The sequence below is a fragment of the Microbacterium sp. Ru50 genome, from assembly GCF_002920555.1.
GTDB classification, from domain to species: domain Bacteria; phylum Actinomycetota; class Actinomycetes; order Actinomycetales; family Microbacteriaceae; genus Microbacterium; species Microbacterium arborescens.
Map to the genome: position 1 here is coordinate 363,811 of NZ_PQSV01000001.1, position 24,212 is coordinate 388,022.

The window sequence follows — 24,212 nt, forward strand, 5'->3', positions numbered from 1 at the left end:
AACGTCGTCCAACTATTGGAGGATGCGGCGTGCGCCCGACCGACGATCCGATCTCCCTGAGCGGGGTCGGCGTCACGTACCCTGGCGGCACCCGCGCCCTGTCGGGCGTCGATCTCACGGTCGCGCCGGGCGAGATCTTCGGAGTCATCGGCGAGAGCGGCGCGGGGAAGAGCACGCTTCTCGCCCTGCTCACGGGCGAGATCAGCGCGACGGCGGGCGCCGTCCGGGTGCTGGGACAGGACCCGCAGAGACTCAGCCGGGCGGCGCTGCGCACGCTTCGCCGGCGCATCGGAGTGGTGTTCCAGGGCGTGCACCTCCTGGCGAACCGGACCGTGCTTCAGAACGTCTCGATCGCTCTCGATCTGAGTGGCCGCGAACACGCGCGAGAGCGACGGGCCTCGGTCGACGAGGTGCTGCGCTTCGTCGGCCTGGGCGGCCGCGAACACGCGTACCCCGCCGAGCTGAGCGGAGGCCAGCGTCAGCGCGTCGGCATCGCCCGTGCGCTCGTCGCGCGCCCGGACATCCTGCTGTGCGACGAGCCGACCTCGTCTCTCGATGCCAGCACCACCGACGGCGTGCTCGCACTGCTCCGCGCGGCCCGCGACCGGTTCGGCACGACGGTGGTCGTCGTGACGCATGATCTCGCCGTCGTCCGGCGGGTCTGCGACCGCGTCGCCCTGTTCGAGGACGGGCGAGTCCACGACATCCTGCGGGTGCAGCCCGAGCCCGACCTCGGCTCGGAGAGCTATCTCGACCGCGCCCGACGGGAGCTCGGCGCATGAGCGGTCTCGCCGACTCGCTCGGCCGCCGGGGCGAAGACCTGCTCGAGGCCCTCGGCGAGACCGGCTACATGCTTCTGGTCTCTCTCGCGGCGGCGGTGCTCCTCGGACTGCCGCTCGGCATGCTCGTATACCTGACCCGCCGGGGCGGCGCCGCACCGAATCGCGCGGTGTGGTGGACCGGGAACCTCTTCATCAACGTCGTCCGCTCGTTCCCGTTCCTGCTGCTCGTCGTGTTCCTCGTGCCGGTGACCCGGCTCGTCTACGGGACGACATTCGGCACGCCCGCGGCGACGTTCTCGCTCTGCTTCGTCGCCGTCGCGATCTACGCGCGTCTGGTGGAGCAGATCTTGCGCGAGATCAGCCCCGGAATCCCGCGGGTCGCTCGCACGATGGGAGCGACGCTTCCGCAGACGATCGTGCGTTTCCTCCTCCCGGAAGCCTTCCCCGGCCTCGTCTACGCCCTGACGTCGGCGACGATCAGTCTGCTGTCGTACTCCACCGTGCTCGGCGTGGTGGGCGGCGGCGGGATCGGCGACTTCGCCCTGCGCTACGGCTACCAGGAGTACGACTATCCGCTGATGTACTTCACGATCGCCGTCATCCTGGTCGTCGTCCTGGTCATCCAATCGATCGGTCACCGCCTGTCGATCCGTCTCGACCACCGTTGACTCCTGCCCACCGACTCTCACAAGGAGAACCCATGTCCTTCCGCTCCGTTCGCGCTCGCCTCGTCACGGCGGCGGTCGCCACGCTGGCGACCGCCGGGCTGCTCGCCGGCTGCGCCGGCTCACCGGGCGACGCCGAGTCCGGCGTCACGACACTGCGCGTGGGCGCAGTGACCGCCCCCGCGACCGACATCGTCGAGGCCGCCGGAGCGGCGATCTCCGACGGGTACGAGATCGAGCTCGTACCGGTGTCGGACTACGTCACGGTCAACAACATGCTCGCCGCCGGCGACATCGACGCGAACTTCTCGCAGCACGAGCCGTATATGCAGGAGTTCAACGAGAAGAACGGGGCGTCACTCGAGGCGGTCCAACCCATCTACAACTTCGTCATCGCGTTCTATTCGAAGACCCTGACCGACATCGATCAGCTCCCCGACGGTGCGACGGTCGCCATCCCGAACGACTCGTCGAACACCGCCCGAGCGCTCAAGCTCCTCGCCGACGCCGGCGTGATCGGACTGACCCCGGGCATCGACCCCTACACCGCGACGCTCGACGATGTCTCAGAGAACCCGAAGAACCTGCAGTTCCTCTCGCTCGAGATCAATCAGCTGAACACGGCGTACGACGAAGCGGACCTGGTCTTCCAGTGGCCATCGCACATCGCCGCGCTCGGCCTGACCCCTCAGGACGACGGCCTGCTCACCGAGCTCGACGACCGCTTCGCGCTGCAGCTCGTGGTGCCCTCGGCCGAGGCGGGCTCCCCCGCCACGAAGGCACTCATCGACGCGTTCACGAGCGACGAGGTGCGCAAGGTCATCGAGGGCAACGAGACCATCGAAGCCGCCTTCTGACCACACGGGTGGGGCACCGATGCGGCGCCCCACCCCCGGTAGACTCGGACGACGCACACTCAGGCACGCTCACACAGTGCCGCACATATCGTCGAGGAGTTCCCATGACAGCGCACATTCCCGAGAAGCCCGCTCTGGAAGGCCTCGAGCAGAAGTGGGACGCCGCCTGGGCCGAGCAGGGCACCTACTTGTTCGATCGCGCGCGCGCCGCTGAGACGGGCCGTGGCGGCGTCTTCTCCGTCGACACGCCTCCCCCGACGGCATCCGGCTCGCTGCACATCGGCCACGTGTTCTCGTTCACGCACACCGATCTGAAGGTGCGGTTCGAGCGCATGCGCGGCAAGAGCGTGTTCTACCCGATGGGCTGGGACGACAACGGTCTTCCCACCGAGCGCCGTGTTCAGAACTACTACGGCGTGCGCTGCGACCCGACCCTCCCGTACGACGAGTCGTTCGTCCCGCCGTTCGAGGGCGGCGACAACAAGTCGAGCCGCGCCGCCGACCAGGTGCCCATCAGCCGTCGCAACTTCATCGAGCTGTGCGAGAAGCTGACCATCGAGGACGAGAAGCAGTTCGAGTCGCTCTTCCGTCAGCTCGGGCTCTCCGTCGACTGGACCCAGACATACCGGACCATCTCCGACGAGACCATCCGCACCAGCCAGCTCGCGTTCCTGCGCAACCTCGAGCGGGGCGAGGCGTATCAGGCGCTCGCTCCCACGCTGTGGGACATCGACTTCCGCTCCGCGATCGCTCAGGCCGAGCTCGAGGATCGCGAGCAGCAGGCGTCGTACCACCGGATCGCGTTCCACAAGACCGACGGCAGCGGCGACATCCACATCGAGACGACGCGCCCGGAGCTGCTGCCGGCGTGCGTCGCCCTCGTCGCGAACCCGGACGACGAGCGCTATCAGCCGTACTTCGGCAAGACCGTGCGCACACCGCTCTTCGACGTCGAGGTGCCGGTTCTCCCGCACCACCTCGCTCAGCCCGACAAAGGCTCGGGAATCGCGATGATCTGCACCTTCGGTGACGTGACGGACATCATCTGGTGGCGCGAGCTGGACCTGCCCAACCGCACGATCCTCGGTCACGACGGCCGCATCGTCGCCGACGCGCCCGACGTCATCGTCGCGGATGCCGCGCGCGCCGCATACGCGGAACTCGCCGGAAAGACCGTCTTCAGCGCCAAGAAGCGCATCGTGGAACTCCTGCAGGAGTCCGGGGAGCTGCTCGAGGTGTCCAAGCCCTTCAGCCACCCGGTGAAGTTCTTCGAGAAGGGCGACCGTCCGCTCGAGATCGTCTCGACGCGCCAGTGGTACCTGCGCAACGGAGCCCGCGACGAAGAGCTGCGGTCGCGCCTCATCTCGCTCGGCCAGGAGATGTCGTGGCACCCCGACTTCATGCGGGTTCGCTACGAGAACTGGACGAACGGACTCACCGGCGACTGGCTCGTGTCGCGTCAGCGGTTCTTCGGCGTGCCCATTCCGATCTGGTACGGACTCGACGAGAACGGCGAACGCGATTACGAGCGCGTCATCACCCCCGATGCCGCTCAGCTCCCGATCGACCCGACCACCGATGTCCCCTCGGGCTACACCGCCGAGCAGCGCGGGGTGCCGGGCGGGTTCGACGCCGAGCGCGACATCTTCGACACCTGGGCGACGTCGTCGCTGACCCCGCAGCTGGCGGGCGGGTGGCAGCGCGACGACGAGCTGTGGCAGCTCGTCGCGCCGTTCGATCTGCGACCGCAGGGGCAGGACATCATCCGCACCTGGCTGTTCTCCACGATGCTCCGCAGCGCTCTCGAGGACGGCCGCGCGCCGTGGTCGGATGCCGCGATCTCCGGATTCATCGTCGACCCCGACCGCAAGAAGATGTCGAAGTCGAAGGGGAACGTGGTCACTCCGGCCGACATCCTCGCGCAGCACGGCACAGACGCGGTCCGCTACTGGGCAGCCTCGAGCCGCCTCGGCTCCGATGCCGCGTTCGACCCGCAGAACCCGACGCAGGTGAAGATCGGCCGCCGTCTGGCCATCAAGGTGCTCAACGCGGCGAAGTTCGTGCTCTCGTTCCCCGTGCCCGACGGCGCGGCCGTGACCCACGACCTCGACGCCGCCATGCTTGCGACGCTCGACCGGGTGATCGTCGACGCCACGCGCGCGTTCGAGGCGTACGATCACGCTCGCGCACTGGAGATCACCGAGGCCTTCTTCTGGACGTTCTGCGACGACTACCTCGAGCTCGTCAAGGAGCGCGCGTACGACCGCTCCGACGCGGGTCAGGCCTCGGCGGCCCTGGCACTGCGCCTCGCGCTGTCCTCGCTGCTGCGTCTGCTGGCCCCGGTCCTCGCCTTCGCTGCGGAGGAAGCATGGTCGTGGTTCGAGGAGGGCTCGGTGCACACCGCATCCTGGCCCGAGGCGAGCGGTATCGCCGGCGATCCCGACGTGCTGACCGCGGCCAGCGCCGCGCTCATCGGGATCCGACGGGCGAAGACCGAGGCGAAGGCCTCGCAGAAGACCCCCGTCTCGGTTCTCTCGCTTCGCGCGGATGCCGCGACGATCGAGCGCCTGCGCCGCGCCGAGGGCGACCTGAAGGCGGTCGGACGCATCACCGAGCTCGAGCTCCTCGACGGCGCGGGCGACCTCGTCGTGGAGCGCGTCGAGCTGGCCCCGCAGGAGGTCTGAGATGCGTCTGGGAACCCGGTGGACCAGCGGCGATGAGCCGCCGGCCTCTCTGCCGGCCGCATTCCGTGATCAGGTCCGCGCCGTGGATCGCGTGCTCGACGTCGATCCGCGTCCGAAGTGGACGCTGACCTGGCTCGAGGGGCGCCCCGTCGCCGAACTGGAGAACGGCGTCGTCGTCTCGCTCGATGCTGCCGGTGTTCCCGTCGTCGGCCAGATAGACGACGACACGTTCTGACGCCCCGCTCTCCCGCCGCTCAGTCCGGGGTGGCGGCGGGAGAGCCCTGTCCGGTCGCGGATCGGATGAGTCGCGTGCAGACCGCCGTCGCGACGATGCACACCGCCCCGGCGGCGATGAAGGGCAGTCGCAGGTCGACGGACGCGACCAGCCCGCCCAGGATCGTCGCCACCGGAAAGAGTCCCCAGGTCAGAGTGCGGATGATGCCGAGAGTGCGCCCGAACAGCGCCGGCGGGATGATCTGCTGCCGCAGCGCACCCCACGGAACGTTCCACAGCGACACCGCGAAAGCCATTCCCGCGTAGGCGATGACCGCGACGACGATGTTCGGCGCGAGCCCGACGGCGACCATGCATGCGGCCGCGGCCAGGTTCGCTCCCCACATCACGTTGCCGCGCCCCCATCGCGCGACGAGACGAGCAGCGACGAGCGAGCCGCCGAGTGCGCCGACTCCGACGCCCGCCGTGACGAACCCGATGGCGATCTCGGGTACCCCGTGGACATCCAGGAAGTAGAGCAGCGTCGGTGCCTGCGCGAAGGCGAAAGCGCATCCGACGACCGAGGTGAACACGACCAGCGCCCGCAGGAACCGGTGTCGCCAGAGGTACCGCAGCGCCTCGCCGGCGGGGACCGGGGCAACGGTCGGAGCGGGCAGTGGCTCCGGCACGGTGCCGGCGACGACCTCGCCCTGATCGGCGCCGACGACGGTCGAGGCTCGGGACCGCGCCGCCGCGAGCGGAAGGGCGAGCGCGAGTGCGATCGGAACGATGTACCCGGCGGCGCCGAGCCACAGCGGGAGCGCGAGCGACACGGCGAACAGGACGCCGGCGACCGGCTGCGCGAGGAAGCTGTCGATAGTGATCTGCGCGGCCTGGATCCGTCCGTTGGCTCGATCCAACTGGTCTCGGCCGACGACGCTCGGGATGACCGCGTTGGTGGCGTTGTCGAAGAGCGTCTCGCCGAAGCCGAAGACCAGAGTGCCGATCAGCAGCCACACGACATCGAGCCCGCCCGTGACTGTGAGCACCGCCAATCCGACCGCGGCCGCCCCGCGCACGGTGTTCGCCAGGGCCATCACGCGACGCCGGTCGAACCGATCGACGATCATGCCGGCCGGCACGCCGAAGACGAGCCACGGGACGAAGGCCGCCGCACCGAGCAACGAGATCAGCAGCGGGTCGCGCGTGAGCGTCGTTGCGATGAGCGGAACCGCGGTGCGGCCCAGTCCGTCCGCCAGATTGCTGAAGGCGGCGGCGGACCACAGTCGGGTGAAGTCCCGCCCGAGGGGCCGGGGGCGCCCGGACCCGGGGGCTTGGGCCGGGGTGTCGGTGACGACGCTCATCATCAGTCGCTCTCTGTCGTGATCGGAAAAGCTTCGGCGCGCAGCGAGACGATGCGGCGGTCGACGGAGGGCGCCGCATCCGCGGCTTCGTCCACGCGGTACTCGTCGACCACATCGTCGATGACACGCTGGATCCTCGCGTTCACCTCGCCGAGCTGCGCGGCCGTCAACGAGACCGTGGCAGACGTGATGAGGGCGTTCTCCGCCCACGGATCGAGCTCATCGCGCAGTGTGGTCCCGACGAAACGCATGAGCTGCTCGTGACGGCGGTCGAGGAACTCGCCCATCACGACCTGCGTCGCGGCACGCCCCGCGGGCGTGCGCAAGGAGTCCGGTCCGGGGAACGAGACGCCCCCCGAGGGTCGCTCCCACCACCGCTCGCGCGCGGTGCCGCGATCCGGGATCTCACGGATCAGGTCGTGCTTCGCGAGGGCGCGCAGGTGGTAGCTCGTGGAACCGGACGACTCCCCCGTCATGGCCGCCAGCGAGCTCGCCGTCTGAGGGCCTTGCTGACTGAGGATGTCGTACAGCCGCACGCGGACGGGATGCGCAAGGGCACGCAGCGCGCCGGAGTCGAGCGTGCGGACGTCGCGCCGCGTCTTCTCCTCGTCGTTGATCTCGGTCATGGGCACAAAGATAGCTTTGCAAATAGTTCTTTGCAAGTACTTCTTTGTGTTGCGCGTAGGCTGGGCACATGCCGGCGTCATCGAATCCGCTCCTGACCGCTTCGGCCCTCCCCTGGGGCCTCCCCGACTACCGCGAGATCGAGCCGGATCACTATCTGCCCGCGTTTGAAAAAGCGTTCGCTCAGCAACGCGCCGAGATCGACGCGATCACCGCCGATCCCGAACCGCCCACCTTCGAGAACACCGTTGCGGCATGGGAGAACAGCGGACGGCTCCTCGGTGACGTCGCGCGCACCTTCTTCACGATCAGCTCCGCCGACGCCACCCCGGCAGTCCAGGCAGTCGATGAGAGGCTCGCGCCGATGATGTCTGCGCACTCCGACGCGATCCTTCTCGATCAGCGCCTCTACACCAGGATCGAGAGTCTGCATGCCGCACGGGAGGAACTCGGACTCACCGCTGAGCAGCGGTATCTGCTGGAGCGGCGGTTCGTGCAGATGACGCACGCCGGCGCCGGGCTCGACGCCGACGCGAAGCGACGCCTGACCGAGCTCAACAGCCGCCTCTCCGTGCTCACCACGACGTTCGAGAAGAACCTCCTGACGGACACGAACGATCTCGCCGTCGTCTTCGCATCGCGCGAGGAGCTCGACGGTCTGAGCGAGGGCGAGATCTCCGCCGCTGCGCGTGCGGCTGCCGATCGTGGACTGAACGGCGCCTACGTGGTCACGCTCACGCTGTTCACGGGCCACCCGTCGCTCGCTTCGCTCACCGACCCGCAGTCGCGTCGGCGGATCCTCGAGGCGTCGCGTGCGCGCGGTTCACGGCCCGGCCCGCACGACAACCGCCCCGTGCTGCTCGAGATCGTCCGGCTGCGTGCCGAGCGCGCCGAGCTGCTGGGCTTTCCGTCTCACGCGGCCTACGTCACCTCCGATCAGACGGCGGGCAACCCGGAAGCGGTGACGTCGCTGCTGCGCCGACTCGCCGCCCCCGCGGCCCACAACGCGCAGCAGGAGAAGCAGGCACTTCGGGCCGTCCTGGGCGACGAGGTGGGTCCCGCTGACTGGGCGTTCGCGACCGAGCGCGTGCGCGCGACCACGCTGGAGATCGACACGACGGCCCTGCGCCCGTGGTTCGAGGCCGAACGCGTGCTGCGCGACGGTGTCTTCTTCGCCGCGACACAGCTGTACGGCGTCACGTTCCGTGAGCGCGGGGACCTTCCGGCATACCACGAGGACGCACGAGTGTTCGAGGTGTCGAACGAGGACGGCTCGCACCTCGGGCTCTTCATCCTCGACCTCTACACCCGCGACACTAAGCGGGGCGGCGCCTGGATGAACTCCATCGCTTCGCAGTCGGAGCTGCGCGACACGACGCCGATCGTCGTCAACAACCTCAACGTCCCCCAGCCGGCGCCGGGTACACCGACGCTGCTCACGCTCGATGAGGTGACGACCCTCTTCCACGAGTTCGGGCACGCACTGCACGGGTTGTTCGCCACCGTCACCTATCCGACCTTCGCCGGGACGAACGTGTTCCGAGACTTCGTCGAGTTCCCGAGCCAGGTCAACGAGATGTGGATCTACCGCCCCGAGGTGCTGGCGAACTACGCTCGCCATGTCGAGACCGGCGAGCCGATCGGATCCGACGTCGTCGACCGGCTCGAGGCCTCCGGAACGTTCAATCAGGGATTCGCGACGAGCGAGTATCTCGCCGCCGCGTGGCTCGACCTCGCCTGGCACTCGCTCAGCGCAGACGAAGCGGCGGCCGTCACCGACGTGGCCGCCTTCGAAGCCGCAGCGCTCGCGGACATCGGCCTCGACGACCCCGCGGTGCCGCCGCGCTACTCCTCGGCGTACTTCGCGCACATCTTCTCGGGCGGGTATAGTGCCGGGTACTACTCCTACATCTGGAGCGAGGTCCTCGACGCCGACACCGTTGAGTGGTTCGCGGAGAACGGCGGCCTGACCCGCACGAACGGCGACCGGTTCCGTCACCGCCTGCTGGGGGTCGGCGGGTCGAAGGACCCCCTGGAGGCATACCGTGACTTCCGTGGTCGCGATGCCCGCATCGAGCCGCTCCTCGTGCGCCGCGGCCTCAGCGTCTAGGGCGCACCCTCCTGAGGGTCACCGTCGGCGGGCGCTATGTCGTACACCAGACGCGCGAATGCGCCCACCTGCTCCGCGGAACGCAGTGAGAGCCGGTCGGACTCGATGCGGCGCGGGAGCACGGGCGCTCCCCCGCCGAGGGTCGCGGGCGCGACCGATACCGCGATCTGATCGAGCGCGTCGGCGTCGAGAAATTGCCCGGCCAGATCTCCGCCGCCCACGACCCAGACGTCGCGATCACCGGCTGCCTGCCGGATGCGAGGGAGGACGGCCGGCACGGGCCCCGAGACGAACCTGACGTCCGCGCCGGCCGGCCGGGGCAGATCACGAGAGGTGAACACGAACGTCGGTCGATCACCGTGGAACTCCTGCCACCGCTCGGGGTGCGCGAGCAGATCCGACTCCGCGAGGAGCCATTCGTACGTCGTCGACCCCTCGACGAGAACGCCCGCGTCGGCCGGGATCAGACTCGCATCGGGCTCGTCGCCTCCGTCGACCGCGAACAGCCAGGAGAGCGAACCATCGGCGTCGGCGATGAAGCCGTCGAGCGAGGTCGCCGCGTCGTAGATGATGCGTTGCATGTCGGCAGGCTAGCCCGGGCCTCCGACATCACGGTGGACGGCGTCGCGCTGCCTCCGCGCGTCAGGCGCTCTTGCGCTTCTGCCGTAGTACCAGGGTCGGAGCGGCGCCATCGTCGACGGCCGCACGGGTCACGATGACCTTATCGACATCGTCGGCGGACGGGATCTCGAACATGATGGGCCCGAGGACGTCCTCGAGAATCGCGCGAAGGCCGCGGGCACCGGTCTTGCGAGCGACGGCGAGATCGGCGATCGCACGAAGTGCGTCGTCTTCGAACTCCAGCTCGACGCCGTCAAGCTCGAACATCCGCTGATATTGCTTCACGAACGCGTTCTTCGGGCCCGTGAGGATCTCGATGAGCGCCTTCTGGTCGAGCGGCGAGACCGAGGTCACGACGGGAAGACGGCCGATGAACTCGGGGATGAGACCGAACTTGTGCAGGTCTTCGGGTTCGACCTCGCGGAAGAGGTCGAGCTCCTTGTCCTTCTCCTGCAGCGGAGCGCCGAAGCCGACGCCGTGCTTTCCGACGCGGGACGAGATGATCTCTTCGAGGCCTGCGAAGGCGCCGGCCACGATGAACAGCACGTTCGTCGTATCGATCTGGATGAACTCCTGGTGAGGGTGCTTGCGCCCTCCCTGCGGGGGAACCGACGCGACCGTGCCCTCGAGGATCTTCAGCAGTGCCTGCTGGACTCCTTCACCGGAGACGTCTCGCGTGATGGAGGGGTTCTCGGCCTTGCGGGCGATCTTGTCGACCTCGTCGATGTAGATGATGCCGGTCTCAGCACGCTTGACGTCGAAGTCGGCCGCCTGCAGCAGCTTGAGGAGGATGTTCTCGACGTCCTCGCCGACGTACCCGGCTTCCGTCAGCGCCGTCGCGTCGGCGACGGCGAAAGGCACGTTGAGTCGCTTTGCGAGCGTCTGCGCGAGATAGGTCTTGCCGCAGCCGGTGGGCCCGAGCAGCAGGATGTTGCTCTTGGCGATCTCGACGTCGTCGGCGCGCTGCTCGGCAGGCTGAAGCGTCGAGTGGGCGCGCACGCGCTTGTAGTGGTTGTACACCGCGACCGAGAGAGCGCGCTTGGCCGGATCCTGCCCGACGACGTACTCCTCGAGGAAGGAGAAGATCTCTCGGGGCTTGGGAAGGTCGAACTCCGCCACCGACTCGTCGCCGGACTCGGCCATGCGCTCTTCGATGATCTCGTTGCACAGCTCGACGCACTCGTCGCAGATGTAGACGCCGGGTCCTGCGATCAGCTGCTGGACCTGCTTCTGACTCTTTCCGCAGAACGAGCACTTGAACAGGTCGGCACTCTCACCGATGCGAGCCATGTACCCCTCCTGGATGCCGGAAACCGTCGCTCACCTGAGAGCGTGGTGCTCCGAGCCTAACCTCTCCCGCAGACATCCCCGCGGATTTGCGCACGGTTCGGGTCGAACCGCCGCAGTGACGCGTATGGCCCCGGCTGCTCGCCGGGGCCATACGCGATGCACTCGCGCCCGTCAGGACGTGATCACGGCGGGGGTGCGCTTGCGGGACGTCAGCACCTGGTCGACGATGCCGTACTCCATCGCCTCGTGCGCCGACAGAATCTTGTCGCGGTCGATGTCCTTGTTGACCTGCTCCTGCGTGCGATTGGTGTGGCGCGCCATGGTCTCCTCGAGCCACGTCCGCATGCGCATGATCTCGGCGGCCTGGATCTCGATGTCCGACGCCTGACCGTGACCGGCCTCGCCCACGGCGGGCTGGTGGATCAGGATGCGGGCGTTCGGAAGAGCCAGGCGCTTGCCGGGAGCGCCCGCCGCAAGAAGCACGGACGCAGCCGACGCGGCCTGACCCAGCACGACCGTCTGGATCTGGGGCGACACGTACTGCATCGTGTCGTAGATCGCCGTCATGGCCGTGAACGAGCCGCCGGGCGAGTTGATGTACATGATGATGTCGCGGTCGGGGTCCTGCGACTCGAGCACGAGCAGCTGAGCCATCACGTCGTCGGCGGACGCGTCGTCGACCTGCACGCCGAGGAAGATCACGCGATCCTCGAACAGCTTGTTGTACGGGTCCTGACGCTTGTAGCCGTAGGCTGTGCGCTCCTCGAACTGCGGCAGGATGTAGCGGCTCGAGGGCATCGCTGCGCCGTGGGGAAGGCCGAAGGCGGGTGTGTTCATCGTTGTCTTTCTCCTTCGGTCAATCAGTTCTCGGTACCGCCGCCGCCGACCACGTCCGTGGCCGACTCGCGGATGTGGTCCACGAAGCCGTACTCGAGCGCCTCCTGAGCGGTGAACCAACGGTCGCGATCGCCGTCCGCGTTGATCTGCTCGACCGACTTGCCGGTCTGCGCCGCGGTGATCTCGGCGAGGCGGCGCTTCATGTCGAGGATCAGCTGCGCCTGCGTCTGGATGTCGCTGGCCGTGCCGCCGAACCCACCGTGCGGCTGGTGCAGAAGCACCCGCGCGTTGGGCGTGATGTAGCGCTTGCCCTTGGTGCCGGCGGTGAGCAGCAGCTGCCCCATCGAGGCCGCCATGCCGATGCCCACGGTGACGATGTCGTTCGGGACGAACTGCATCGTGTCGTAGATCGCCATGCCGGCGGTGATCGAGCCACCCGGCGAGTTGATGTAGAGGTAAATGTCCTTCTCGGAGTCCTCGGCGGCGAGCAGGAGGATCTTCGCGCAGATCTCGTTCGCGTTCTCGTCGCGCACCTCCGACCCGAGCCAGATGATGCGGTCCTTGAGCAGTCTGTCGAAGACGCTTGTTGCGATGAGGGGGTCAGCCATGTGTGCTCCTGATCCGAAGTTTCGTGACGTGTCGAATCTACCGACGCCGCCGCGCGCGTCCGGCCGTGTTCGCCGTGGGCATAGCCCGTGTCACCGCGCCCGCCGAGACAGAGCGTCCTCGCGGATAACAGAAGGGGCGGATGCCGCAGCATCCGCCCCTTCATTCCGGTCAGGCGACCGTCGAGATCAGAAGATCACTCGGCGGCAGCCTCGTCGGCGGCCTTCTTCTTGGCCGGAGCCTTCTTGGCGGGGGCCTTCTTCGCGGGAGCCTTCTCCTCGCCGGCGGGAGCCGCGTCTGCCACATCCGCCTTCTTCTTGGCGGGAGCCTTCTTCGCGGGAGCCTTCTTCGCCGGCTTCTCCTCCGCCTCGGCCGCGTCGGCCTCGGCGGCCTCGTCGGCGATCTCCTGCGCCTCCTCGACGACCTCCTCAGCGGCGGACTCCTCGCCCTCGACGGTGATGAAGCCGGTCAGGTCGACCGCCTTGCCATCGGTGTCGACGACCGTGACCTTGCCCAGGGCGATAGCGAGCGCCTTGTTGCGGGCGACCTCGCCGACCATCACCGGGAGCTGTCCGTTCTGCTGGAGGGCGTTGACGAAGTCCTGCGGGGCCATGCCGTACTGCGCGGAGGCCTGGATCAGGTACTGGGTCAGCTCGTCCTGCGAGACCTGCACCTCGTGGGTCTCGGCGATCTTGTCGAGGACCATCTGCGTGCGGAACTGCTTCTCGCTCGCCTCGGTGACCTCGGCGCGGTGCACGTCATCCTCCAGACGGCCCTCGCCTTCGAGGTGTGCGTGGACCTCGTCCTCGACGAGTCCGGCCGGAACCGGGATCTCGACCTTCTCGAGGAGGGCGTCGACGAGCTTCTCGCGAGCAGCGGCGCCCTGCGTGAAGACGCTCTGCTGAGAGACCCGCTCGGCGAGGCTGTCGCGCAGCTCGGCGATGGTGTCGAACTCGCTCGCCATCTGGGCGAAGTCGTCGTCGGCCTCGGGAAGCTCGCGCTCCTTGACGGCCTTGACCGTGACGGCGACCTCGGCCTCTTCGCCGGCGTGATCGCCGCCGACCAGCTTCGAGCGGAAGGTGGTGTCCTCGCCGGCGGTGAGCGACTCGATGGCCTCATCGATGCCCTCGAGCAGCTCGCCCGAGCCGACCTCGTACGACACGCCCTCGGCGCGGTCGATCTCGTTGCCGTCGATCGTCGCGACGAGGTCGAGCTCGACGAAATCGCCCTTCGCAGCGGGACGGTCGACGGTGACGAGCGTGCCGAAACGACCGCGCAGGCGGTCGAGCTCTTCGTCGATCGCGGCGTCGTCGGTGGCGACGGGCTCGACCTCGATCGTGATGTCCTCGTAGGCGGGAAGCTCGAACTCGGGACGGACGTCGACCTCGACCTCGACCTTCAGGTCGCCGGAGAAGTCCTTGTCGCTGGGCCAGTCGACGACCTCGGCCGACGGGCGCCCGAGGACGCGCAGCTCGTTCGCGGTGACGGCTTCGCGGTAGAAGCCGTCGAGGCCCTCGCTGACCGCGTGCTCGATGACCGCACCGCGGCCGACACGCTGGTCGATGATGGGAGCGGGCACCTTGCCCTTGCGGAAGCCGGGGATCTGCACGTCCTGAGCGATGTGCTCGTACGCGTGGGTGATGCTCGGCTTCAGCTCGTCCGGGCTGACCGTGATGTGGAGCTTCACCCGCGTGGGGCTGAGCGTCTCGACGGTGCTGGTGACCATGCCTGTCGTTCTCCTTTATCCGGCCGCGCACACGCGCGTCCGTTCGGTGGTCTGGGTTCGTGGGGCCGTTGTCGGGGCGACAGGATTTGAACCTGCGGCCTCCCGCTCCCAAAGCGGGCGCTCTACCAAGCTGAGCTACGCCCCGGGCGCGCAGCACACGTGCGTCGGAAAACGGCCGTGGTCAGTCTAGCCGACGGAGTCCGCTAGACTGTTCGAGTTGCCAGCGCTGGACACCGTCCAGCGCAACGGCGATCCACATCCGATCCAGGTCGGATGCGGGGCTGTAGCTTAGTGGTAAAGCCTCTGTCTTCCAAACAGATGATGCGAGTTCGATTCTCGTCAGCCCCTCCCATACTCCTCCTCGTCTCAGGCGAGGAGGAGTTTCTTCATTCGGCCCTGGCGGCCCCGTGCTCGGCGGCCAGCTCCAGGTAGGTCGCAGCGTTCCGTCGGAGCCCGTCCCGCTCGTCCTCCGTCAGAGCACGGCGCACCTTCGCGGGCACGCCGGCCACGAGAGACCCTGGCGGGACGACCGTCCCCTCGAGGACGACGGCTCCCCCGGCGACGAGGGACCCGGCCCCGATCACGGCTCCGCTCAGCACTGTGCTGTTCATACCGATGAGGCAGCCGTCGTCCACCGTGCATCCGTGGACGACTGCGTTGTGACCGATGGAGACGTCATCACCGATCCGGGCGGGCGATCGCGCATCGACATGGATCACGACGCCGTCCTGAACATTGCTGCGGTCACCGATCGCGATGCGTGAGCGATCACCGCGGACGACGGCGTTGTACCAGATGCTCGACAGCTCGCCGACGGTCACATCGCCCACCAGCCGAGCTCCGTCCGCGACGAAGACCGTCGGATGCAGACGAGGCCGGGACTCGCCCAGCGGCAGGATCGTTGCGCTCGGTGAGACGACCATGGCCTCACGTTACCCCTGGTGAGCCCAGCCTTCTCTTGCTTGCGGAATGTTCCGGCGTGAGTAGCGTTTGGACAGATGCAGGCCACGACCTGCCAGAAGGAGCGCAGACATGACCGACACGAACATCACCACCCCCGCCCTCACCGCCGACCCCGAGGTCGCCGCCGCTGCCGCGCAGTTCCTCACCCCGGTCGTGCACAAGATGCAGGCGCTGGTCGTCAACGGCAAGCAGGCGCACTGGAACGTCCGCGGCTCGAACTTCATCGCGATCCACGAGCTGCTCGACTCGGTCGTCGCCCACGCGCAGGACTACGCCGACACCGCCGCCGAGCGCATCGTCGCCCTGGGCCTGCCGATCGACTCCCGAGTCTCGACCATGGCCGACAAGACCAGCACCGCCGTCCCCGCCGGTTTCGCGCAGTGGCAGGACGAGATCAAGGCCATCGTGTCCGACATCGACGCAGCTCTCGTCGACCTGCAGGCCGCGATCGACGGCCTCGACGAGGTCGACCTGTCGAGCCAGGATGTCGCGATCGAGATCAAGCGCGGCGTCGACAAGGACCGCTGGTTCCTGCTCGCGCACCTCGCCGAGTAATTCCCGGCGCCGACGGAACGGCGCGTCGATCGGACCCGGGCAGCACAGCGCGCCCCACCGATCGCCGCGCCGTTTCGTCGTTCTCGCGGCAGATCCGGTCGAGCCGGCGTCAGCCGATGTGCGTCACGCGACCGGCGAGCAGAGTCGCTTCCACGGCGGTCGCCCGCAAGGCGGCCGGGGTGGAAGCGGCGAGCGGGTCGCGGTCGACGACGACGAGATCGGCGACGGCACCGGGCTCGATCGCAGAGCCGGTCTCGGAGCCGCCCGCGGTGGAAGCCGCGAGAGCAACCGCGGCGGAGATCCGCTGGTGGGGTCGCCACGGCTCGCGTTCGTCTCGCGTGCGGAACACCGCGTCGGACATCGTGGTCCACGGGTCGAGGTGAGCGACCGGCGCGTCCGAGCCCAGCAGCAGATTCGCGCCCGCATCGACGAGCTCGCGCATCGGGTAGCCGACCGCGGTCTGCCCGGCCCAGAATTCCTCGGCCATCTCGCGGTCGTCCACAGCGTGCGAGGGCTGGATGCTGGCTCCGACACCGAGACGCGCGAAACGAGGCATATCGGCGTGGGCGACCAGCTGAGCGTGCTCGATCGTGCCGGTGGCGCCCGTCGTGGCGAAGGCGTCGAGGGCGTGGGAGTTCGCGACGTCGCCGATCGCGTGCACCGCGCAGGAGATGCCGGCGCCGGTCGCCCGCCGCATCAGCGCGACGAGCTCGTCCGGAGGCACCGTCATGACCCCGAAGTCGGTCTCGGCTCCTGGGTAGTGATGGGAGCACGCCGCGGTCCGCGTGCCCAGCGAACCGTCGGTGATGACCTTGAACGGCCCCATCCGTACGAGCCCGGCCGGGTCGATCGTGTCGCCGGTCTCCAGGCCGGCGGAGATCGCCCTCTCGAGCATGCTGGCGTAGACGCCGAACGACACGCGCACGGCGTCGAATCCGCGTGCGAGGCGACGAGCCCAGGCCTCGGCGTTCCACGCCATGTCGAGGTCGACGATGCCGACCACGCCGCGGGCGGCCGCGGCGGACATCGCTTCCATCACCGCCGCGTCGGCAAGAGACGGGTCGAGGGCGTTCAACCGGCGTGAGATCTCGAACGCGGGTTCCTCGCGCAGCACACCGTCGGGTGCCGACATCCCCTCGCGTCGGAGCGCCGCGCTGTTGAGCCACACGCTGTGCACATCGGAGTTGATCAGATACGTCGGCGCGTCACCGGTCACCGCGTCGAGCATCTCGAGGGAGGGCCGATCCGGCCAGAGTGCGTCGCGGAAACCCGAGCCGATCCGCCGACCATCGTGGTCCGGGCCCGTACGTCCCATCACGGCGGCCGCCTCGGCAGCGCTCGAGATGCCCTCGAGATCGACGCGCCGGGCCGCCAGCGCCCACTGAACGGTGTGGACATGGTGGTCCCAGAGCCCGGGAAGCAGCCATCCGCCGGACGCGTCGAGCACCACACCGCGCCTCGGCAGAGCACCGGCGGGCGCGATGTCGACGACGGTTCCTTGCGCGAGGTGCACGTCGACCGGGTCCGAGCCGAAGGGGTCTGTCCTGCCGGGTCCTGTCAGCCGGACATCCGCGATGACGTCGACCTCATCACCGCGCGCGGGAGCGCTCACGATGACTTCTCCCGGCCAGCCCGAATCGCATCGTGCGCGCGGCGCATCTCGCCGGCCAGCCGCGGGTCCGCGTATGGCGTCACGCCCTCCTCCAGCTGCGCGATGATGGTGTCGACCACGGCATCCGACCGGTTCTGGCTCAGCTTGCGCTTGGCCTCGACGCGCGACGGCGAGAGGCGGAATCCGACCGTGCCGCGCTCGAGACGCCCGACGAAGTCGGCGTCGTTCGGAGCCGACCACATGCCGCGCGGTGTGCCGACGCCGGCCTCGAATCGGTCGACGAGACGCTCGAGCACGCGCAGGTTCTCCTCCGCTGTGAGGATCTCGGGCACGCCGGAGAGGTGAACCGATACGAAGTTCCAGGTCGGGACCGCCGGCACGTCGCCGTACCACTGCGGCGACACGTATCCGTGCGGCCCCTGGACCACGACCAGCATCTCGGTCTCGCCGAGCCCGAGAAGCGCGTCGTCCGGGCGGCCGACGTGCCCCACGATCGTGAGGTCGTCGCGTTCATCGTCGAGGAGGACGGCGTAGTGCGAGGCGACGAGCCCGCCGGCTGCCGCGCTGACGATCGTGACCCAAGGGTTCTCATCGATCACACGGCGCAGCTCGGCGACATCCGTCATCGCGAAACTCGGGTTCTGTCTCATGCGCTCATCTCTGGCAGTTGGGGCACCAGTACAGCTTGCGCGATGCCATCTCCTCGAGGACGATCGCCGTGCCGCAGATGCGGCACGGCAGGCCCGCGCGGTGGTAGACCCAGTGCCGATCGTCGCGGTGGGCCATCGCGCGACGCCACGCCTCGGGGTCCAGATCATCCATCGTCATCATCTGGCCGGTCTCGACGCCGATCGCGAGCAGCCGGACCCAGTCGCGCCACAGCTGCCGGACGGTCTCCTCCGGAACGTCGCGCCCCGGCGTATGAGGATTCACACGGGCTCGGAAGAGCATCTCGGCGCGGTACACGTTCCCGATCCCGCTCACCACGCTCTGGTCCATGAGAAGCAGGCCGATCGGCGTCGGCTTCCGGCGGACCGTCGCGGTGAACCGCTCCTCGCCCTCGGAGAGGTCGTCGACCAAGGGATCGGGCCCGAGCTTCGCGATCGTCGCCTGCACTTCCTCGGGCGTCTGCAGCTGGCAGGCCGTCGGCCCCCGGAGGTCGGCGCAGGTCGCATCGGTGAGCAGGCGCAGGCGCACCTGACCGACCACAGGCGGAGGCCACTCCTCGTCACCCGCTGCGGCGCCGTCGTCACCGAGACCCGTGGTCTGTTCGCTCATGCGGACCCGCCCGCGCGCTCGTCTCGGCGCTCCGATCGAGCTGAGGGAGTTCTCCCCCGCGCTGTCGAAGATCGGTGCGACCTCGGTGCCGCGCTGGTTCGTGTGCCCCATCCGCCCGTTCGCAGACGCGATCGTCGGGTCGACGACGATCTCGCCCGCGAAGTCCCACGCGCCGTACATGCCGAGGTGGACGCGCAGCCAGACGTCGTCCTCGAAGGCGAGGAACATCTGCTTGCCGACCGCTCGCGCCTCGATCGCCTCGCGACCGTCGAGGACCGCCGCGCCCTCCGCGAACCGGCCCTGCGGGCTCGACGCACTGACGACGCGTCCGACCACGTTGCGCTCGAACTGCCGGGCGATGCGGTGGACGGAGTGGCCCTCGGGCATCAGCCCGCTTCCGGATCGAACGAGTCGGTGGCCGGGAGGGGCGAGGTGGTGCCCTCCGCACCCGCTCGCGGGTCGGGCAGCAGGCTGCCGTCGGCCTCGTACGCCGCGAGCTGACCGATCCGGCGCGCGTGACGCTCCTCGCCGCTGAAGGGAGTCGCGATGAAGCGGTCGATGAAGGTCACCGCCTCGTCGAACGTGTGCTGGCGGGCGCCGATCGCGATCACGTTCGCGTCGTTGTGCTCTCGTGCGAGTTCTGCGGTCGGGATGTTCCACACGAGCGCGGCGCGGACCCCGTGCACCTTGTTCGCCGCGATCTGCTCGCCATTGCCCGAACCGCCGAACACGACGCCGAGAGCCTCGACGCCGGCCTGCTGGTCGCGCACCACGGCCTGTGCCGCGCGAATGCAGAATGCCGGGTAGTCGTCGAGAGGGTCGTACTCGATCGGGCCATGGTCGACGACGTCGTGACCCGCCTCGGCGAGATGGTGCTGGAGCTGAGTGGAGAACTCGAGACCGGCGTGGTCGGTCGCGATGTGGATGCGCATGGCACCATCCTATGAATGTGCGAGCCCCGAAAGCGTAGGCTGGCACGGTTGCCGTCGGCGCCAGCAGCGCGCGGCCCCGAATCCTCACCCCGACCCTGGGAGCAGAACGCACGTGCCTGGAGAGAACCTCACCCGCAACGAGGCGCAGGAGCGCCGCGCGATCGTCGACACGCAGAGCTATGACGTCGCACTCGATCTGACCGTCGGCGCGGAGATCTTCCGCTCCCGCACCGTCATCCGCTTCGCCGCCGCCGAGGGCGCCTCGACCTTCGTCGATCTGATCGCGCGCGACGTCCGCGAGATCACGCTGAACGGGCGCGCGATCGACCTCGCGGCCTTCAGCGACTCGCGCATCGCGCTCGACGGCCTCGCGGCGCAGAACGAGCTCATCGTCGACGCGGACTGCCTCTACACCAACACCGGCGAGGGCCTGCACCGGTTCGTCGACCCCGTCGACGGCGAGGTCTATCTCTACTCGCAGTTCGAAGTCCCGGACTCGCGTCGTGTCTTCGCCGTCTTCGAGCAGCCCGACCTGAAGGCGGAGTTCCGCTTCACGATCACCGCCCCCGCCGAGTGGAAGGTCGTCTCCAACTCCCCCACGCCCGAGCCGGTTCCCGGCGACGGCGGGACGGCCACCTGGGCCTTCGAGCCGACTCCCCGGATCTCCTCGTACATCACCGCACTCGTCGCCGGTCCGTACGAGCAGGTCTTCTCCGAGCTCACCAGCGCGGACGGCCGCGTCATCCCGCTCGGTGTGTACGCGCGCAAGAGCCTGTGGCAGTACCTCGACGCCGACTACGTCTTCGACAAGACGCGTCAGGGCTTCGCGTACTTCGAGGAGAAGTTCGGCGTGCCCTATCCCTTCGCGAAGTACGACCAGCTCTTCGTGCCGGAGTTCAACGCCGGCGCCATGGAGAACGCGGGTGCGGTGACCTTCACCGAGACATACGTCTTCCGCTCCAAGGTCACCGACGCCGTCAAGGAGCGTCGTGTCGTGACAATCCTCCACGAGCTCGCGCACATGTGGTTCGGCGACCTCGTCACGATGAAGTGGTGGAACGACCTCTGGCTCAACGAGTCGTTCGCCGAGTGGGCGTCGACCATCGCGACGGCCGAGGCCACCGAGTGGACCGAGGCCTGGACGACGTTCAACGCGATGGAGAAGACCTGGGCCTATCGCCAGGACCAGCTTCCGTCGACGCACCCCGTCGTGGCCCGGATCAACGACCTCGAGGACGTGCAGGTCAACTTCGACGGCATCACATACGCCAAGGGCGGCTCGGTGCTCAAGCAGCTCGCGGCGTGGGTCGGTGTCGATGCCTTCTTCGCCGGTGTCTCGGCGTACTTCCAGAAGCACGCGTGGGGCAACACCGAGCTGTCGGACCTGCTCGCCGAGCTCGAGGCCACCAGTGGCCGCGAGCTGGAGACCTGGTCGAAGAAGTGGCTCGAGACCGCGGGCGTGAACACGCTCGAGCCGGAGATCGCAACGGATGCCGACGGGGTCATCACCCGCTTCGCCATCGTCCAGACAGCACCGGCCGACTACCCCACCATCCGTCCGCACCGTCTCGGCGTCGGGTTCTACTCGCTCAAGGACGGCGCACTCGTGCGCACGCACCACGTCGAGCTCGACGTGGACGGAGACCTCACCGAGGTGCCCGAGCTCAAGGGGCGTGTGCAGCCCGACCTCGTGCTCTTGAACGACGAAGACCTCGCCTACGCGAAGATCCGCCTCGACGAGCGCTCGCTCCGCACCGCGGTGGAGCACCTCGCGAAGATCAGCGACCCGCTCGCGCGGTCCCTGGTCTGGGGTGCGGCATGGGACCAGACCCGCGACGCCGAGGCATCGGCGACCGATTACATCGACCTGGTGCTTCGCAACATCGGCACCGAGACCGAGTCCACCACGGTGCGCACCACGCTCGGACAGCTCCAGCTCGCCGCGAACTCGTACGTCGATCCGCGCACCCGCGATGCCGCCCGTGCGCGCGTCGCCGACGGGCTGTGGGAACTGGCTCAGCGGGCCGAGGCCGGAAGCGACAGCCAGCTGCAGTTCGTGACCGCCTTCGCGTCGGCCGCATCGACCGCCGCCCACGCGGACGTCGTCCGCGCGCTGCGCTCGGGCGACACCGTCCTGCCGGGGCTGGAGATCGACGCCGACCTGTCCTGGGCGCTTCTGGTCTCGCTCGCCGCGTCGGGCGCCGTCTCGGCGGCGGACATCGACGCCGCGCTGGCGGCCGACAACACCGCGAAGGGCGGGGAGTTCGCCGCGCAGGCCCGGGCCGCGCTCCCCACGGCCGAAGCGAAGAAGGCCGCGTGGGCCTCCCTCATCGAGAACGACGATCTACCCAACACCGTCGTGCGCTCGGCGGCCGCCGGCTTCACCCACCCGGCGGGCGCGGCACACCTCGGGGACTTCGTCGACGAGTACTTCCGGATGCTGCTCCCGGTGTGGGAGTCGCGCACCTACCAGATCGCGCAGTACCTCATCGTCGGCCTGTACCCGGCGGCCCTCGCCAACACCGACCTGCGCGACGCGACCCGTGCGTGGCTCTCGCAGAACGCCGAGGCGCCTGCGGCCCTGCGCCGTCTCGTCGCCGAGAACCTCGCCGGTGTCGAACGGGCGCTCGCCGTGCAGGAGCGCGACGCTCAGGACTGACGTCATTCGCAATGCTGATGGGCGTCGTACTCCGGTACGACGCCCATCGTCGTTCTCGGCACTCCCGGCGGACGACGGCGGCATGCGCCCGTCGATAGCGTGGGGCGCATGATCGTTGCAGAAGGCCTCACGAAGAGGTACGGAGACAAGACAGCCGTCGACGGGGTGAGCTTCACCGTGCAGTCGGGCAAGGTGACCGGCTTCCTCGGCCCCAACGGCGCAGGCAAGTCCACCACGATGCGGATGATCGTCGGGCTCGACCGGCCGACTTCGGGCCGGGTCACGATCGACGGTCGCGACTACCGCTCGCTGCGCTCGCCCCTCACCGAGGTCGGCATCCTCCTCGACGCGAAGGCCGTGCACACCGGCCGGAGTGCACGCAACCATCTCCGCGCCATGGCCGCGACCCACGGCATCCCGCGTTCCCGTGTCGACGAAGTGATCGAGATCACCGGTCTCGCGTCGGTGGCGGGCAAGCGGGCCGGCAAGTTCTCCCTCGGGATGGGGCAGCGCCTCGGCATCGCCGCCGCGCTCCTCGGCGATCCGCAGACCCTCATCCTCGATGAGCCGGTGAACGGCCTCGACCCCGAAGGCGTCCGGTGGGTGCGGCAGTTCGTGCGCGGGCAGGCTGCGCAGGGGCGTACGGTCCTGCTCTCGAGCCACCTCATGAGCGAGATGGCGCTCACCGCCGACCACGTCATCGTCCTCGGCCGCGGCCAGGTACTGGCCGACGCCGCCATCGACGACCTGGTCCGCTCGTGGACGAGCAACTCGGTCGTCGTCCGCACACCGCGCGCCGACGAGCTCACCCGCCTCATCGCCGGCCCCGACGTCGCCGTGACCACGGGCGAACCCGGGCTCCTGCAGGTCGCGGGGCTCAGCGCCGCAGCGATCGGCGACGCCGCTGCGGCACATGGGATCCCGCTCCATGAGCTCACGCCGCGCGCCGGATCGCTCGAAGACGCCTATCTCGCGCTGACCGAGGGATCGGTCGAGTACCAGACCAAGGGAGCCGTCCGATGACCGCCACCGCCGTGCAGACCCCGGCGCGCCCGCGCGCCACGCAGCCGAACGTGCGTCTGTCGTTCGGCAGGCTTCTCCGCAGCGAGGCCATCAAGCTCCTCACCCTGCGCTCGACCTGGTGGTCTCTGGGCGTCACCGCTGTCCTGGCGATCGGGATGTCGCTGCTCATGGCATGGGCGTCGCAGGACTTCGCCGGAGACTTCCCGCCGGTGAACGCAGTCGTCGCACCGATGCAGTTCACGATGCTCGTCGCGGGCATCCTCGGGGCCATGGCGATCACCGGGGAGTACTCCACCGGCATGATCCGGTCGACCCTGACAGCCGAACCGCGCCGTGGCGCCGTGCTGCTGGCGAAGGCGGCGGTGCTCGCGTTGCTCCTCGCGGCGACCACGGTCGTGACGACGATCATCTCCGTCATCGCGTCGGCGCCCATCTTCGGCGACCGGGCCATCGACTGGTCGGATGCTGACTCGTCGGTCATGCCCCTCGCATTCGGCGTCCTCGCGATGGCCACGTTCGCCCTGCTGGGGCTCGGCTGGGGCTTCATCATCCGCAGCGGCGCCGGCGCGATCGCAGCCACGGTCGGGCTCCTCTTCGTCGCGCCGATCGTGCTCAGCCTATTCACCTTCGGCGGTGAGTCGTGGTCGTGGATCGTCGATCTCGCGCAGTACCTGCCCTCGAGTGCCGCACAGACGGTGACGTCGCCGGGAAGCGACGACTTCGCCACGGGGCTCATCACCCTGCTCGCCTGGCCCGCGGCGACGCTGCTCGGCGGCTGGGCGATCCTTCGCGCGACCGACGCGTAGGGTAC

22 protein-coding genes and 2 tRNA genes are annotated in these 24,212 nt (G+C 68.7%); 11 read left to right on the forward strand and 13 right to left on the reverse strand.

Going from position 1 to position 24,212, the window contains the following annotated elements:
* Positions 1-29 precede the first annotated feature (29 nt).
* The 5 genes from C3481_RS01620 (at position 30) to C3481_RS01640 (ending at position 5,223) form a co-directional block, all read left to right on the forward strand.
* Positions 30-782: an ATP-binding cassette domain-containing protein gene (locus C3481_RS01620; RefSeq protein ID WP_023950809.1), complete on the forward strand. Its 753-nt coding sequence runs from the start codon at positions 30-32 to the stop codon at positions 780-782.
* A complete protein-coding gene (locus C3481_RS01625) occupies positions 779-1,450 on the forward strand; it encodes a methionine ABC transporter permease (protein WP_023950811.1) in 672 nt (223 codons plus the stop codon). Before C3481_RS01620 ends, C3481_RS01625 begins: the two co-directional genes overlap by 4 nt.
* A gap of 32 nt (positions 1,451-1,482) precedes the next feature.
* Positions 1,483-2,304, forward strand: a complete 822-nt coding sequence (locus C3481_RS01630) for a MetQ/NlpA family ABC transporter substrate-binding protein (protein WP_103840534.1) — start codon at positions 1,483-1,485, stop codon at positions 2,302-2,304.
* Positions 2,305-2,408: 104 nt separating this feature from the next.
* A complete protein-coding gene (gene valS, locus C3481_RS01635; protein ID WP_023950816.1) occupies positions 2,409-4,988 on the forward strand; it encodes a valine--tRNA ligase in 2,580 nt (859 codons plus the stop codon).
* A gap of 1 nt (position 4,989) precedes the next feature.
* A complete protein-coding gene (locus tag C3481_RS01640) occupies positions 4,990-5,223 on the forward strand; it encodes a hypothetical protein (protein WP_023950818.1) in 234 nt (77 codons plus the stop codon).
* A gap of 19 nt (positions 5,224-5,242) precedes the next feature.
* Here C3481_RS01640 and C3481_RS01645 read toward each other — a convergent pair whose 3' ends face one another.
* Entirely contained in the window at positions 5,243-6,565 is a 1,323-nt protein-coding gene (locus C3481_RS01645; protein ID WP_103841960.1) for an MFS transporter, read from the reverse strand.
* Positions 6,566-6,567: 2 nt separating this feature from the next.
* Positions 6,568-7,191, reverse strand: a complete 624-nt coding sequence (locus C3481_RS01650) for a helix-turn-helix domain-containing protein (RefSeq protein WP_071919371.1) — start codon at positions 7,189-7,191, stop codon at positions 6,568-6,570.
* A 68-nt stretch (positions 7,192-7,259) separates the two neighbouring features.
* On the opposite strand from C3481_RS01650, the gene C3481_RS01655 reads away from it, so the two are divergent.
* Positions 7,260-9,299, forward strand: coding sequence for a M3 family metallopeptidase (locus tag C3481_RS01655; protein WP_103840536.1), 2,040 nt, complete (start codon positions 7,260-7,262; stop codon positions 9,297-9,299).
* On the opposite strand, the gene C3481_RS01660 is transcribed toward C3481_RS01655, so the two are convergent.
* The 6 genes from C3481_RS01660 to C3481_RS01685 all read right to left on the reverse strand — a co-directional run bounded on the left by C3481_RS01660 (position 9,296) and on the right by C3481_RS01685 (position 14,524).
* Positions 9,296-9,880 carry a dihydrofolate reductase family protein gene (locus C3481_RS01660; RefSeq protein WP_103840537.1) on the reverse strand — a complete coding sequence of 195 codons (585 nt, stop codon included), beginning with the start codon at positions 9,878-9,880 and terminating at the stop codon, positions 9,296-9,298. The two genes, C3481_RS01655 and C3481_RS01660, sit on opposite strands and share 4 nt — an antisense overlap.
* Positions 9,881-9,941: 61 nt before the next feature.
* A complete protein-coding gene (gene clpX, locus C3481_RS01665) occupies positions 9,942-11,210 on the reverse strand; it encodes an ATP-dependent Clp protease ATP-binding subunit ClpX (protein ID WP_103840541.1) in 1,269 nt (422 codons plus the stop codon).
* A 171-nt stretch (positions 11,211-11,381) separates the two neighbouring features.
* The gene (locus C3481_RS01670) at positions 11,382-12,047 is read right to left on the reverse strand and encodes an ATP-dependent Clp protease proteolytic subunit (protein WP_103840543.1); all 666 of its coding nucleotides are present in this window, start codon (positions 12,045-12,047) and stop codon (positions 11,382-11,384) included.
* A 23-nt stretch (positions 12,048-12,070) separates the two neighbouring features.
* Positions 12,071-12,655 carry an ATP-dependent Clp protease proteolytic subunit gene (locus C3481_RS01675; protein ID WP_023950833.1) on the reverse strand — a complete coding sequence of 195 codons (585 nt, stop codon included), beginning with the start codon at positions 12,653-12,655 and terminating at the stop codon, positions 12,071-12,073.
* A 194-nt stretch (positions 12,656-12,849) separates the two neighbouring features.
* The gene (gene tig, locus C3481_RS01680; RefSeq protein WP_103840545.1) at positions 12,850-14,379 is read right to left on the reverse strand and encodes a trigger factor; all 1,530 of its coding nucleotides are present in this window, start codon (positions 14,377-14,379) and stop codon (positions 12,850-12,852) included.
* A 71-nt stretch (positions 14,380-14,450) separates the two neighbouring features.
* Positions 14,451-14,524 (reverse strand) — tRNA-Pro (locus C3481_RS01685).
* Between the two features lie 132 nt (positions 14,525-14,656).
* Here C3481_RS01685 and C3481_RS01690 point away from each other — a divergent pair.
* Positions 14,657-14,727, forward strand: a tRNA-Gly gene (locus C3481_RS01690).
* A 38-nt stretch (positions 14,728-14,765) separates the two neighbouring features.
* Here the strand turns inward: C3481_RS01690 and C3481_RS01695 are convergent.
* Positions 14,766-15,302: a gamma carbonic anhydrase family protein gene (locus tag C3481_RS01695; RefSeq protein WP_103840547.1), complete on the reverse strand. Its 537-nt coding sequence runs from the start codon at positions 15,300-15,302 to the stop codon at positions 14,766-14,768.
* A 109-nt stretch (positions 15,303-15,411) separates the two neighbouring features.
* Here C3481_RS01695 and C3481_RS01700 point away from each other — a divergent pair, with 109 nt between their 5' ends.
* Positions 15,412-15,897, forward strand: a complete 486-nt coding sequence (locus C3481_RS01700) for a DNA starvation/stationary phase protection protein (protein ID WP_023950842.1) — start codon at positions 15,412-15,414, stop codon at positions 15,895-15,897.
* Between the two features lie 109 nt (positions 15,898-16,006).
* On the opposite strand, the gene C3481_RS01705 is transcribed toward C3481_RS01700, so the two are convergent.
* Genes C3481_RS01705 through C3481_RS01720 form a run of 4 tightly spaced genes read right to left on the reverse strand, consistent with a single transcriptional unit; the run spans position 16,007 to position 19,719 of the window.
* Positions 16,007-17,512, reverse strand: coding sequence for an amidohydrolase (locus C3481_RS01705; protein ID WP_103841962.1), 1,506 nt, complete (start codon positions 17,510-17,512; stop codon positions 16,007-16,009).
* Positions 17,506-18,159: an FMN-binding negative transcriptional regulator gene (locus C3481_RS01710; RefSeq protein ID WP_103840549.1), complete on the reverse strand. Its 654-nt coding sequence runs from the start codon at positions 18,157-18,159 to the stop codon at positions 17,506-17,508. Before C3481_RS01710 ends, C3481_RS01705 begins: the two co-directional genes overlap by 7 nt.
* 4 nt (positions 18,160-18,163) lie before the next feature.
* Positions 18,164-19,174: an Fpg/Nei family DNA glycosylase gene (locus C3481_RS01715; protein WP_103840551.1), complete on the reverse strand. Its 1,011-nt coding sequence runs from the start codon at positions 19,172-19,174 to the stop codon at positions 18,164-18,166.
* Positions 19,174-19,719 (reverse strand): ribose-5-phosphate isomerase, encoded by a 546-nt coding sequence (locus C3481_RS01720; RefSeq protein WP_023950846.1) that lies wholly within the window; start codon positions 19,717-19,719, stop codon positions 19,174-19,176. Before C3481_RS01720 ends, C3481_RS01715 begins: the two co-directional genes overlap by 1 nt.
* A 112-nt stretch (positions 19,720-19,831) precedes the next feature.
* Between C3481_RS01720 and pepN the strand changes: the two genes are divergently transcribed.
* The 3 genes from pepN to C3481_RS01735 all read left to right on the forward strand — a co-directional run bounded on the left by pepN (position 19,832) and on the right by C3481_RS01735 (position 24,207).
* The gene (gene pepN / locus C3481_RS01725; protein ID WP_103840553.1) at positions 19,832-22,378 is read left to right on the forward strand and encodes an aminopeptidase N; all 2,547 of its coding nucleotides are present in this window, start codon (positions 19,832-19,834) and stop codon (positions 22,376-22,378) included.
* Positions 22,379-22,486: 108 nt separating this feature from the next.
* A complete protein-coding gene (locus tag C3481_RS01730; RefSeq protein ID WP_023950848.1) occupies positions 22,487-23,401 on the forward strand; it encodes an ABC transporter ATP-binding protein in 915 nt (304 codons plus the stop codon).
* Entirely contained in the window at positions 23,398-24,207 is an 810-nt protein-coding gene (locus C3481_RS01735) for an ABC transporter permease (RefSeq protein ID WP_103840555.1), read from the forward strand. Before C3481_RS01730 ends, C3481_RS01735 begins: the two co-directional genes overlap by 4 nt.
* Positions 24,208-24,212 lie beyond the last annotated feature (5 nt).